Annotated in this window: 11 protein-coding genes; 3 read left to right on the top strand and 8 right to left on the bottom strand. The window is 52.2% G+C overall.

The annotated features are described in order from the left end of the window. Nucleotides 1-14: 14 nt before the first annotated feature. The 5 genes from QUF18_RS01780 to ccmA all read right to left on the bottom strand — a co-directional run bounded on the left by QUF18_RS01780 (nucleotide 15) and on the right by ccmA (nucleotide 3,055). A complete protein-coding gene (locus tag QUF18_RS01780; RefSeq protein WP_289384710.1) occupies nucleotides 15-626 on the bottom strand; it encodes a DsbE family thiol:disulfide interchange protein in 612 nt (203 codons plus the stop codon). A 2-nt stretch (nucleotides 627-628) separates the two neighbouring features. Beyond that, nucleotides 629-787 (bottom strand): heme exporter protein CcmD, encoded by a 159-nt coding sequence (gene ccmD / locus QUF18_RS01775; RefSeq protein WP_289384708.1) that lies wholly within the window; start codon nucleotides 785-787, stop codon nucleotides 629-631. Then, entirely contained in the window at nucleotides 784-1,599 is an 816-nt protein-coding gene (locus QUF18_RS01770; RefSeq protein WP_289384707.1) for a heme ABC transporter permease, read from the bottom strand. The genes ccmD and QUF18_RS01770 overlap by 4 nt, the downstream gene beginning before the upstream one ends. A 134-nt stretch (nucleotides 1,600-1,733) precedes the next feature. After that, complete coding sequence (gene ccmB, locus QUF18_RS01765) at nucleotides 1,734-2,399, bottom strand: heme exporter protein CcmB (protein ID WP_289384706.1); 666 nt, start codon at nucleotides 2,397-2,399, stop codon at nucleotides 1,734-1,736. Then, complete coding sequence (gene ccmA / locus QUF18_RS01760) at nucleotides 2,396-3,055, bottom strand: heme ABC exporter ATP-binding protein CcmA (RefSeq protein WP_289384705.1); 660 nt, start codon at nucleotides 3,053-3,055, stop codon at nucleotides 2,396-2,398. Before ccmA ends, ccmB begins: the two co-directional genes overlap by 4 nt. A gap of 346 nt (nucleotides 3,056-3,401) precedes the next feature. Here ccmA and acnA point away from each other — a divergent pair, with 346 nt between their 5' ends. After that, entirely contained in the window at nucleotides 3,402-6,092 is a 2,691-nt protein-coding gene (gene acnA, locus QUF18_RS01755) for an aconitate hydratase AcnA (RefSeq protein ID WP_374806444.1), read from the top strand. 174 nt (nucleotides 6,093-6,266) lie between these two features. Here acnA and QUF18_RS01750 read toward each other — a convergent pair whose 3' ends face one another. The 3 genes from QUF18_RS01750 to QUF18_RS01740 all read right to left on the bottom strand — a co-directional run bounded on the left by QUF18_RS01750 (nucleotide 6,267) and on the right by QUF18_RS01740 (nucleotide 10,566). Next, a complete protein-coding gene (locus tag QUF18_RS01750) occupies nucleotides 6,267-7,043 on the bottom strand; it encodes a Bax inhibitor-1/YccA family protein (protein WP_289384704.1) in 777 nt (258 codons plus the stop codon). Between the two features lie 209 nt (nucleotides 7,044-7,252). After that, entirely contained in the window at nucleotides 7,253-9,844 is a 2,592-nt protein-coding gene (locus QUF18_RS01745; RefSeq protein ID WP_289384703.1) for an ABC transporter permease, read from the bottom strand. After that, on the bottom strand, nucleotides 9,841-10,566 hold the full coding sequence (locus QUF18_RS01740) for an ABC transporter ATP-binding protein (RefSeq protein WP_289386087.1): 726 nt from the start codon (nucleotides 10,564-10,566) through the stop codon (nucleotides 9,841-9,843). The genes QUF18_RS01745 and QUF18_RS01740 overlap by 4 nt, the downstream gene beginning before the upstream one ends. A gap of 161 nt (nucleotides 10,567-10,727) precedes the next feature. On the opposite strand from QUF18_RS01740, the gene QUF18_RS01735 reads away from it, so the two are divergent. Together QUF18_RS01735 and thpR are read left to right on the top strand one after the other, a co-directional pair. Then, complete coding sequence (locus QUF18_RS01735) at nucleotides 10,728-11,420, top strand: arylesterase (RefSeq protein ID WP_374806468.1); 693 nt, start codon at nucleotides 10,728-10,730, stop codon at nucleotides 11,418-11,420. Between the two features lie 293 nt (nucleotides 11,421-11,713). After that, nucleotides 11,714-12,340, top strand: a complete 627-nt coding sequence (thpR, locus tag QUF18_RS01730) for an RNA 2',3'-cyclic phosphodiesterase (RefSeq protein WP_289384702.1) — start codon at nucleotides 11,714-11,716, stop codon at nucleotides 12,338-12,340. Nucleotides 12,341-12,344: the final 4 nt, after the last annotated feature.

Here is a 12,344-nt window from a genome sequence, read left to right as displayed (position 1 = left end):
CTTTCGCCGCAATCTTACTGTGCTAAAGCCTTTTCAACTTCCGGCATAAATTGTTTAATCAGACTTTCCGTGCTCAAAGGGCCGACAAATTTATAAACGATCTTGCCTTCACGGTTGACGATGAAGGTTTCCGGCACACCGTAAACACCCCACTCAATACCCGCACGACCTGAGCGATCCGTGCCGACAACATCATAGGGATTGCCGAGACTGTTCAGAAACTCCAGCGCATTTTCCGGTGCGTCTTTATAGTTCAGGCCAACAACTTTAATGCGCGGATCCTGCCCCAGTTTCACGATCAGCGGATGCTCATCGCGACACGGCACACACCATGATGCCCAGATATTGACCAGTGTCACCTGCCCCTTCAGATCGGAACCCTTCAGGCCAGGTGTCTGCGAACCATCAGCCAGCCGTAATCCCTCCAGCGGCGGCAGATCGGTCTGCGGCGCATCCCGCCCGATCAAAGCGGAGGGAATTTCCTGCATGTTTTTTCCGCTCAGCAACTGCCATGTAAAAATACCGGCCAGAGCAGCAAAAATAATCAATGGCAACAGCGCCACGAAAACGCGCTTTTTCGTTGGCTGCACATCACCGTCGTCCGTGTGTTTAACCGGATCTGTCATAGTTATTTTGCCTTGTTTGAGCGGCGGCGGATGCCCTGTTGTTCAAGTCGGACAAGCTCTGCACGCAAATTTCTCTGGGTCATGGCAATCCATGCCACGATCATCAGGATCACAACCGCTGAAACGCCGTAGGAAATTAAAACATAATCAAGATGGCTCATACTGCTTCTCCTGCAGGTCTGCGATTTTCACGCTCGGCATTACGTGCTGCAATTTTGCGCATCGCAGCAATACGGCGGCTGAAAATCTCATTACGCATCGCCATCAGATGCAGCGTAAAAAACAGCATGGTCATCGCCAATGCCATTACCAGTAACGGATAAAGCATGCTTGGCGGCATTGCCGGCCCTTCCATCCGCAGCACAGAAGCTGGCTGATGCAACGTATTCCACCAGTCAACCGAGAATTTAATGATCGGAATATTGATGAAGCCAACCAGTGTCAGCACCGCCGCAGCGCGTGCCGATTTCGCCTGATCGTCCATGGCGCGGGTCAAAGCGATAATACCGAGATACATCAAAAACAGAATAAAGACCGAGGTCAGGCGCGCGTCCCACACCCACCATGTACCCCACATCGGCTTGCCCCACAGCGAACCTGTGACCAGCGCCAATGCGGTAAACATGGCACCGAGCGGTGCCGCAGCTTTGGCCGACACATCAGCCAGTGGATGGCGCCAGACCAGCGTGCCGAGCGCGGCAATGGCCATTACCGAATAGCACATCATCGACAGCCATGCGAAAGGCACATGAATGAACATGATTTTAACGGTCAGTCCCTGCTGATAATCTTCCGGTGCAAACCACACCATATAAAGACCGGTCAGCAACAACAGCACCGTCAGTGCAACCATCCATGGCAGGATTGCACTACTCAGGCTTAAAAAGCGTGTCGGGTTAGCCAGATCAAGCAGCGCCTGAAAGCGCCGCGGCGCAACTTTGGATGTGGCTTTATCAGTTGGTCGTTCAGTCATAGATACCCGGATATATTTGTAAACTTAAGCTATCCTTAGAGCGCCGTGTGCCTATCTTGGCACACAAAGGTCGCTCTAACACTTTAACATTAGAGTGATCTCGGAAGAGACAGTACTCTTTGCAGAATATGGGTTTAATCTGTTGAAATTTTCAATGCATAACCTGCGGCCAATGGTCCGATAATCGCTGCAATCAACGTATTCGCGGTCAGCATCAGTAATGGCGAGAGAAAAGCAGCATTATCTGTCACCGCACCATAGGATGCAGACACGCCGAAAATCAGCACCGGAATTGTCAGCGGCAGGATCATCACCGAAACAAGTAACCCGCCGCGTGGCATGGAAACGGCCAAAGCCGCGCCCAGCGCACCGATAAAGATAACCGCAGGCGTGCCGATCAGCAATGTCAGTGTTGTCGCCGCAATGGCTAGCGGCTCCATATTCATAATCAGCCCCAGAAACGGCGCGGCAATCACCAGCGGCAAGACGGCTGCCACCCAATGCGCCAGACATTTCACGATCACGGTTAGGGTCAGGAAATGGCGCTCACGCGCCATAATCATCACATCCAGTGAACCGTCTTCCCGATCCGCCTGAAACAAGCGGTCAAGACCAAGCAGCACCGCCAAGAGTGCGCCAAGCCAAAGCATTGCGGGACCAATCCGCGCCAGCAATTTAAGATCAGGCCCTACAGCAAATGGCACAACGGCGGCAACAGCCAGATAAAACAAGATGCCGGTTAACGCACCGCCACCCGCACGGATAGCAATACGCAAGTCTCGCCAGAAAAGTGCTTTCATGAGAACCAGCCCTGCGTTTCACTGCTATCATCTTTCGGCAGGTAATCCTCAAGTTGCAAATATTGCACGGCATCTGAACCGGCTTGCTCTAAACCAAGCGCAATATGCGTGACCGCAACAATCATACCGCCCGAAGCCAGATGCCCGCGCATCACACCGGCAAACATCGCTTGTGCATGTGTGTCCAAACCGGAGGTCGGCTCGTCCAGCAGCCACAATGGCCGGTGCGAACACAGCAGCGTGGCAATGGTCACACGGCGCTTCTGCCCAGTGGAGAGATAGCCATAGGGCAAATGGTCGATATTATAGAGACCGACAATTTCCAGCGCTTCATCAATATCATGCAGCGGATTGCCATGAAAATCCTGCCAGAATTTCAGATTTTCATAAACACTCAGCGCCGGTTTCATCGCATTCAGCGTACTCAAATAATGACTATGCGCCATGACCGGTTCCTGCGCCTCATCCGCCTCCAGCCAGACCGCCCCTTCTGAGGCGGGCAACAGCCCCGCGATGATTCGCAGCAATGTTGATTTTCCTGCACCATTCGGCCCTGTAATAATCAGAGCCTGACCATCCTTCAGGCTTGCGCACAGAGAGTTGAACAGGAGATTATCACCCCGTTCTCCGCTCAGATTTTCCGCAACAAGCCGCATATGGCCTCCGATCGCATGGTTTTGCGCATTATTATTACGTTTCCCCTATCAGGAACCTCGACAAAACAAGCCGCAACATTTCGCCGCAATGGCATAATTTTACACATTAAGAGTCTGGAACAGTTTTAAAAAACTGACTATATAGCAGCTACCATGCCAGCGGTCGGCGTGGAAACCATTTTTGGCCGATCTCTAAAGCCTGATGTTTGTTAAACAAATTCCTTGTTAAGCACAGGCCTCGGGACGGACAGCGGAAATGACTGCACCCGCACCTAAGCGCGTCCTTGAAACGCAGCAGAGGCGTTCGTCCTGGTTTTCCGGCCAGTAAGCATGAAGGACGAACATCGTGTCTCACATCGATAGTTTCAAATGCCGCAAGACGCTCACCGTCGACGGCAAAGACTATGTTTATTACAGCCTGACCGAAGCTGAAAAAAACGGTCTTGAAGGCGTATCTAAACTCCCTTTCTCCATGAAGGTTCTGCTTGAAAACCTTCTTCGCTTTGAAGATGACCGCAGCGTCAAGAAAGCGGATATCGAAAATATCGCCAAATGGCTGGTTGACCGTGGTTCTGCCGGTGCGGAAATTGCCTATCGCCCTGCACGCGTGCTGATGCAGGACTTTACCGGCGTTCCTGCCGTTGTTGACCTTGCTGCGATGCGCGATGCCATGGTGGCACTCGGCGGCGACGCTGAACAGATCAACCCGCTGGTACCGGTTGACCTCGTAATCGACCACTCCGTGATCGTTGACGAATTCGGTAATCCGCAGGCTTTCAAAAACAACGTTGATCTCGAATATCAGCGCAATGCCGAGCGTTACCGTTTCCTGAAATGGGGTCAGCAGGCATTCCAGAATTTCCGCGTTGTTCCTCCGGGCACAGGTATCTGCCATCAGGTTAACCTTGAATATCTGGCGCAGACCGTGTGGACTAAGGAAGAAAACGGCGAGACCGTTGCTTATCCTGACACCTGCGTTGGTACAGATTCCCACACCACTATGGTCAACGGCCTTGGCGTTCTTGGCTGGGGTGTTGGTGGTATTGAAGCGGAAGCTTCGATGCTTGGCCAGCCGGTTTCCATGCTGTTGCCGGAAGTTATCGGCTTCAAACTGACCGGTAAGGTCAAAGAAGGCATCACCGCGACTGACCTCGTGCTCACCGTTACCCAGATGCTGCGTAAAAAAGGCGTTGTCGGTAAATTCGTTGAGTTCTTCGGTCCGGGCCTCGATAATATGACGCTGGCAGACCGTGCAACCATTGCCAATATGGGCCCTGAATATGGCGCGACCTGTGGTTTCTTCCCGGTAGATAAAGAAACCCTCAACTACATGCACACAACCGGCCGCGATGAACATCGCATTGCACTGGTTGAAGCCTATTCCCGTGCGCAGGGCATGTGGCGTGAAGCTGACAGCACAGATCCTCTCTTCACCGACATTCTTGAGCTGGATATGGCTGACGTTGTGCCATCGATGGCTGGTCCTAAGCGTCCTGAAGGCCGTATTGCTCTGGAAGGCATTGCCTCCGGTTTTGCAACCTCTTTGGAAGCAGAATACAAGAAAACAACCGGTCAGACTGCACGCTATGCTGTTGAAGGCGAAGATTTCGATCTCGGCCACGGCGATGTTGTGATTGCTGCGATCACCTCCTGCACCAACACCTCGAACCCGAGTGTGCTGATTGCTGCCGGTCTTCTTGCCCGTAATGCTGTTGCCAAAGGCCTGAAAACCAAGCCTTGGGTTAAAACCTCGCTGGCACCTGGCTCACAGGTTGTTGCTGCCTATCTGGAAAATGCAGGTCTGCAGAAAGATCTCGACGCACTGGGCTTCAATCTGGTTGGCTTCGGCTGCACTACCTGTATCGGTAACTCCGGTCCGCTGCCTGCCCCGATCTCCAAGACCATCAATGAAAAAGGTCTGATCGGCGCTGCTGTTCTCTCCGGTAACCGTAACTTTGAAGGCCGTGTATCACCTGACGTTCAGGCCAACTATCTGGCATCCCCGCCACTGGTTGTTGCCCACGCTCTGGCCGGTACAGTCACCAAGGATCTGACCACAGAACCGCTTGGCGAAGACAAAGACGGCAATCCAGTATTCCTTCGTGATATCTGGCCTTCATCGGCTGAAATTCAGGAATTCATTGCCAAGAACGTAACGCGCAAGATCTTCTCGGAAAAATATGCCGACGTATTCAAGGGCGACGAAAACTGGCAGGCTGTGAAAGTACCAGCCGGTCAGACCTATGCATGGGACGATAACTCGACCTATGTGCAAAACCCGCCATATTTCGTAGGCATGGGCAAATCAGCCGGTGAAATCTCCGACATTAAGGGCGCACGCGTGCTCGGCCTGTTCGGTGACAAGATCACCACTGACCACATTTCGCCAGCCGGTTCGATCAAGGCACAATCCCCTGCCGGTAAATATCTGCTCGATAACGGCGTCGCCGTTGCAGACTTTAACCAGTACGGTACACGTCGTGGTAACCACGAAGTCATGATGCGCGGTACTTTTGCGAACATCCGTATCCGCAACCACATGCTGGGTGAAAATGGCCGCGAAGGCGGTTACACCATTCACTACCCAAGCAAGGAAGAAACCTCGATCTATGATGCAGCAATGCAGTATAAGGCAGAGGGCGTTCCGTTGGTTGTGTTTGCCGGTATTGAATATGGTAACGGCTCGTCCCGTGACTGGGCTGCCAAGGGCACCAACCTGCTCGGTGTTAAAGCTGTGATCTCGCAGTCTTTTGAGCGTATTCACCGTTCCAACCTCGTTGGCATGGGCATTGTACCATTTGTGTTTGAAGAAGGCACAAGCTGGCAGTCCCTCGGCCTGAAAGGCGACGAAGTGGTGACCATTGAAGGTCTGGCAGATATTCGTCCACGCCAGAAGACCAATGCAACCATTACGTTCGGTGATGGAACCGTGAAACAGGTGCCATTAATCTGCCGTATCGATACGCTGGATGAACTGGATTACATGAAGAACGGCGGCATTCTGCAGACCGTTCTGCGCGATCTGGCCAAAGCCTGATAAGCGCATTATCTAAGCTACGAAAAACGCCGCTGAAGACATTCAGCGGCGTTTTTTTATAGCTCATTTACAGCCTTGTTACACAGGGTATCAGCATTTCATATCCATCAAGCAGACAGCAAAAAGGGCGGCTTTGCAGCCGCCCTTTTCAATTCATAAATTCAGTTCCGTGAATTAATCACGATTGCCCAGGAACTGCAGCAGGAACATGAACATGTTGATGAAGTCGAGGTAAAGACGCAGCGCGCCCATAACAATCTTACGACCCATCGCATCCGAAGAATCGCCCTCATAATACATTTCCTTGATGGACTGGGTGTCATAAGCGGTAAGACCTGCGAAGATCAGAACACCAAGAACCGAGATTGCAAACTGCAGAGCAGTCGAACCAAGGAAAATATTCACGATCGAAGCGAGGATCAGACCGAAAAGACCCATCATCAGGAACGAACCCATTGCCGTCAGGTCACGTTTGGTGGTGTAGCCATAAAGCGACAGGGCACCAAAAGAAGCCGCGGTAACGAAGAAGGTCTGCACGATGCTAGCCGATGTATAGATCAGGAAGATCGACGACAGCGACAAACCAACCAGAGCAGCATAAACCCAGAAGGTCAGCTGAGCGGTTGCAACATTCATGCGCTCAATACGGAAGCTGAGGAAGAACACAGCTCCCAGAGGGGCAAGCATAATTACCCAACGCAGTGGCGAAGTATAAATTGCGGCACCAAGTGCGGTAAGCATTTTACCATTGGCAAGCTGACCGACAGCAGCAGACGGATCTGTTGTAACCGCCAGAGCTGCGAAGGCATAAGCAACCAGACCGGTTACGGCCAGGCCAATCGCCATCATATTATATACGCCAAGCATGTAGGAGCGCAGCCCCTGATCGATGGCTGCGTCTGCGCGCGCCCCGATCGGGCTCTGCGCCTGTACATTACGAAAATCTACCATGATATTCCTCTAGCTCTGTTCCGTCCGGTGTCAGGGGCGCTCCCCAGGCGCCGCTGGCGGAACCCCAGCATGCCTTCCCAATATAATGGTTATTTTACGTGTTTAAAACAAGACCAAACAGGCGCATATTAGGAAAAAGCGACGTTTTTTATGTCTTTTTGCCTGCACGGATATTTAGAATTACGCAGAGAATTGCAGGATTTACTCCATTATAGTTCTCGCAGCACCGAACTCGCTTTCTGTCCCAGCACCCGCCATGTACCGGCAAGACCAAAGCCGACGGTCAAAACCAGCGCGGTTAAAACCGTGAAGAAAGCCACATCCGGCAACATCCGCATCTGCAAATTCATCAGCCTGACCACGACAAACCATGCGGCCAGACCACCGGCACCCAAAGCAAAAACAGCCGTCGCAAAGCCGAGCAATGCATATTCATAGATAAAAGCACGGATCAAAGTCAGACGCGTTGCGCCAAGTGTTTTCAACACGACCGCATCATGCTGTCTGGCACCGTTGCCCGCAGCCAAGGCTCCTGCCAGCACCAAGATTGCGGCCAGCAGACCAACCGATGCAGCCCAGCGGATTGCAACCGCCAGCTGGCCGATCAAATCATTAGCGACTTCAATTGCGTCTTTCACACGTACCGAAGTAACCGCAGGGAAAGTCTGTGTCACAGTACGCAACACATTCGCTTCTTGCTCCGGTGATGCATTAGCATCTGTCAGCGTGGCCAGCCATGAATGCGGCGCACCGGCAAAAGTATTGGGTGAAAACACCATAACGAAGTTGATCGCCAGTGTTTCCCATTGCACCTGACGGAAATTGGCGATCTTCGCGGTGAGATTCCGGCCAAGCACATTGACCGTAATCTTATCCCCGATTTTCAGCCCGAGCTCTTGCGCTTCTTTGGCAGCAAAAGAGACCAGCGGCTCACCGCTATAATCCGCAGGCCACCATTCGCCTTGCGACATGGTGGAATTTTCCGGCAGATTCTTGGCATAGGTAATGCCGCGATCACCGCGCAATACCCACGCACCTTGCGGCGGCACATTGACCTTATCAACATCAATGCCGTTCAGCGCCACAATACGCCCGCGCAACATCGCAGCGCTGACGACCTTGCCTTCCGGCGCTGTTTTGGCCAGCAAATCGCGAAAACCGTCAATTTCGGTATTCTGAATATCAACGAAGAAGAAATTCGGTGCGTGGGCTGGAAGACTCTGGGTGATCTGACGACGCAGATTGCCATCCACCAAAGCCAGCGCCACAACCAATGTCAGGCCAAGACCAAGTGACAGCACAACAGAAGGCGTCAAGGCACCCGGGCGATGAATATTGCCAATAGCCAGCCGCAAAGCAGGCGCTTTAACCCGCGACGCTTTGCGCGCAAAAAGAAAATGCTGCGCTTTGCGCGCCAGCATCCGCAAGCCAAAAGACACGCCGCGCAAAATGATAAAAGCAGCAACCGCACCGACAATGAAAACACCGGCAATGCGCTGATCTTCAACAAAAAACAGCACCAGACCAATCAATGCCAGCAGCAAAACTCCGGCGGTTACCATATAGAGCACCGGCGGCCAGCCGCTCTGGTCAAAACCTTTTTGACGAAACAAAGCTGTTGCCGGAATTGTTCGCGCCCGCCCCAAAGGCAGTAGCGCAAAAATCAGCGTTGTGATCAGACCGAAAGCCGTGGCCAGCAGCAAAGCTTGAGGGTAAATTTTCAAACCGCCGCTGACTGGCAAATAGGAAGACAGGCCGAAAACCGCCGCAGCACTCAACCCCAATGACAGCACCAGACCAATCACAATACCGATCAGCGCAATCGCCACAATCTGGCAGAGATAAATCAGCACCACGAAATCGGCAGATGCGCCAAGCGATTTGAATGTCGCAATAACCGGCCGCTTACCATCGAGAAAACTACGCACCGCATTGGCTACACCAACGCCACCGATAATCAGTGAAGTCAGCCCGACAAGGGTGAGAAATTGCGAAAACCGCTCAATATTGGCTGATAAGGCGGGAGCCGCATTGTTACGATTGCGAATATTCCATCCTGCTTCGGGGAAGTTTTTTTCGGCTGCACTTTCCAGCGCTGCAAGCCGCGTATCCTGTGCCCCTGACTGCGCCGTATCGGGCAAAGCAATTTTATAAATATAATTGACCAGACTGCCGGGCTGAATAAGACCGGCTGCCCGCAAAGCTTCATCCGAGGTCAGAAAACGCGGAGCGAGCGCCATGCCAGTGCTAAGCATATCCGGCTCACTCTCGATAATCGCCCGCAACGTGAATTTTGCCGAGCCGAGCATGATCTGATCGCCGATTTTCAAATTCAAGCGATCAAGCAAAAGCTGCGGTACAGCCGCGCCATAGGCACCGTCTTGTAAGGCAAAACGCTCGTTTGAAGACAAATCCGGTTGCAGTTTCAACGTGCCATAGAGCGGATAAGCGCTATCAACAGCCTTTACCTCAACCAGCGCCTGATCGGAACCATCCGTCATGCGCACCATTGAGCGCATGGTGATATTCTCCGACACAGTGCCTTGAGCATTCAAGAACGCGCGTTCCTGTTCATTCACCTCACGCTGATTGAGCATAAAGCTGACATCGCCACCGAGAATAGCCTGCCCTTCGACAGCCAGACCATCAGCAATGGAACGGGCAACGGAGTTGACGCCGCCGATTGCCGCGACACCAAGGGCAATACAGCCAAGGAAAATGTAAAAGCCGGTCAGGCCACCGCGCATCTCACGCAGAGCAAAACGCAAAGCGAGAGCAAAAGATGGTTTGGCTTTACTCATTGGGCGGCTTCCGCCGGAACAGGTTCTTCAGCACCATGGATTGGCTCTGCATGAACCTGCCCTGACCGCACATGAATTTCACGGGCGCAACGGGCAGATAGTGACGGGTCATGGGTCACCAGCACCATTGTCAGCCCGTATTCCTGCTGCTTGGCAAAAAGCAAATCCGCAATCTGGCCACCGGTTTCGCTATCGAGATTACCAGTCGGTTCATCAGCAATCAGAATTGCCGGTTTTGGCGCCAGAGCGCGGGCAATCGCTACGCGCTGCTGCTCGCCACCAGATAAAGCCGAAGGATAATGCGACAGACGATGGCCAAGACCAACCGATTTCAAAGCCTGTTCTGCAACCGCAAATGCATCATCGCGCCCCGCCAGTTCCAGTGGCACGGCGACATTTTCCAGAGCTGTCATATTGGGAATCAAATGAAAGGACTGAAAGACAATACCGATATTGCGACCGCGAAAGGCCGCAGCCTGATCTTCGCTCATTGTGTCGATCCGCTCGCCGCTGATCAGCACTTTGCCGCTATCGACTTTTTCAAGTCCTGCCAGCACCATCAGCAAAGTGGATTTGCCGGAGCCGGAAGGCCCGACAATACCAACCGATTCACCGCTTTGTATTTTTAGAGAAATATCATTGAGAACATGAACGCGGGAAGCATTACTCCCCAAAGTCAGATCAATATTTTCAAGCGTGATACCGGATTGGTGAGGCTGCATTGTCACGTCATTTCCCTGATAAATGGCGGAGGCCCTGAAGACAGATTGTTTTCTATCTGGGGTCGCATAAAGCTAATGTACAGGGCAAAGACTGAAATACTGTTGCCAATGACCATAAATTTGGCTCTTGCAAGCCTGATATTATTCGCCATATGCAAGTTATAATGTTCAGACAGGATCAAAAACCAATGGCGCTGCGGCTCTCTCATCTCACAAGCGTGGCTTTATTGCTGGGGCTCTCGATCTTTGCCGCGTCCCCCGTCGCAGCGCAGGATGCCAGCAATGATACAGTGCAGATTGTCGGCTTTGGTGACAGTCTGATGGCAGGCTATCAGCTGGCACAAACAGATGGTTTTACGGCACAATTACAATCCGCCCTGACAGAAGCCGGTTATAAAGTCACTGTGGCCAATGCCGGTGTATCCGGTGATACCAGCAGTGCGGGCCTGGCACGACTCGACTGGTCAGTGCCGGATGAAGCACAGCTAGTGATTTTAGAACTTGGTGCCAATGATGCCCTGCGCGGCATCTCTCCTGAGCTGACAGAACAGAACCTCGATCAGATGCTGGCGCGGTTACAGACACGCGGCATTCCCGTGCTGTTGGCCGGTATGATTGCCCCACCGAATATGGGCGCTGAATATGCGGAAAAATTCAATCCGCTCTATCAAAAGCTCGCGGATAAATATCAGGTGAGGCTCTATCCGTTTTTTCTGGATGGTGTTGCCGCGGATAAAAGCTTGCTGCTGGAAGACGGTATGCATCCTAATCCGCAAGGCGTAAAAATCATGGTGCAGAATATTCTGCCGGATGTGAAAGCCATGCTGGATCAGGAATCAATTGATCTCAACTAAGGCGATAAGACCCTATTGTGGTTTCATCATCCTGACACAATGCATATGCTAATTATGCATTGTGAAACACATGATGTGGTAATATCAGCAGGTTTTTATACGATTGAATAAACATCTGCGGAGTACTCCATAAAGTCCTTGTAATCAGGGAAAATCAGTGCTTCGCTATGATAAAAGCATGACAGCCTGCCTCACAAACATACTGTCTTGCTGGTGCAGACCGGACCGCAAATCAATGGTGCCGGTTTGACCAAAACCAAATGTTAAGACCATATCCCTTTGAGGAGGATGCTATGCCGCGCCTTTTCACTGCCCTTGAAATTTCCCGCGACGCCGCCCTGTCACTATCTTTGTTACGTGGCGGAATTATCGGCCCTAAAGGGTCAGTTCGTTGGATTGATCCCGAAAATTATCACATCACATTACGCTTTATCGGCGATGTCGAAGGCCATGTTGCCGATGAGATCGTACATGCGCTGGATCGCATTGACCGGCAGAGTTTTACTCTGCAACTGGCGGGCGTTGATGTTTTCGGCAGCAAAAAACCGCATAGTATTTATGCCGGTGTTACGCCTTCCCCTGACCTCTTGGCCTTGCAGGCTGAAATGGAGCGTATTTGCCAGAGATTGCGCCTGCCGCCTGACCCGCGCAAATTTACCCCGCATGTCACATTGGCACGGCTCAAAGGTCTGCCGGATATGCAGCTGGCGCGCTATTTGTCTGAGCGGGGCAATTTCACGACGCTGCCGTTTAACGTCAGCCGGTTCGTGCTGATGTCCTCAAAGGAATCCACTGGTGGCGGCCCTTATGTGACGGAAGAAGTCTGGCCGCTGCGCAGCGCATCCTTCAATGCCGGTTTTGAAAACGGACAGGATGTATCTGCTTCCAATTATCAGTTTCCTGCCGGAGCCGCGGAGTAATCTG

It is taken from the genome of Pseudochrobactrum kiredjianiae, assembly GCF_030362795.1.
Taxonomy (GTDB): Bacteria; Pseudomonadota; Alphaproteobacteria; order Rhizobiales; family Rhizobiaceae; genus Pseudochrobactrum; species Pseudochrobactrum kiredjianiae.
The sequence above is the reverse complement of the archived record's forward strand: the minus strand, read 5'-3'. Positions and strand labels throughout refer to the sequence as shown.

Coding starts and splice junctions, on each gene's coding strand:
- QUF18_RS01745 (WP_289384703.1), bottom strand. CDS start 9,844: ATGAGTAAAGCCAAACCATCTTTTGCTCTCGCTTTGCGTTTTGCTCTG.
- ccmA (WP_289384705.1), bottom strand. CDS start 3,055: ATGCGGCTTGTTGCGGAAAATCTGAGCGGAGAACGGGGTGATAATCTC.
- QUF18_RS01740 (WP_289386087.1), bottom strand. CDS start 10,566: ATGCAGCCTCACCAATCCGGTATCACGCTTGAAAATATTGATCTGACT.
- ccmB (WP_289384706.1), bottom strand. CDS start 2,399: ATGAAAGCACTTTTCTGGCGAGACTTGCGTATTGCTATCCGTGCGGGT.
- ccmD (WP_289384708.1), bottom strand. CDS start 787: ATGAGCCATCTTGATTATGTTTTAATTTCCTACGGCGTTTCAGCGGTT.
- QUF18_RS01780 (WP_289384710.1), bottom strand. CDS start 626: ATGACAGATCCGGTTAAACACACGGACGACGGTGATGTGCAGCCAACG.
- thpR (WP_289384702.1), top strand. CDS start 11,714: ATGCCGCGCCTTTTCACTGCCCTTGAAATTTCCCGCGACGCCGCCCTG.
- QUF18_RS01750 (WP_289384704.1), bottom strand. CDS start 7,043: ATGGTAGATTTTCGTAATGTACAGGCGCAGAGCCCGATCGGGGCGCGC.
- QUF18_RS01770 (WP_289384707.1), bottom strand. CDS start 1,599: ATGACTGAACGACCAACTGATAAAGCCACATCCAAAGTTGCGCCGCGG.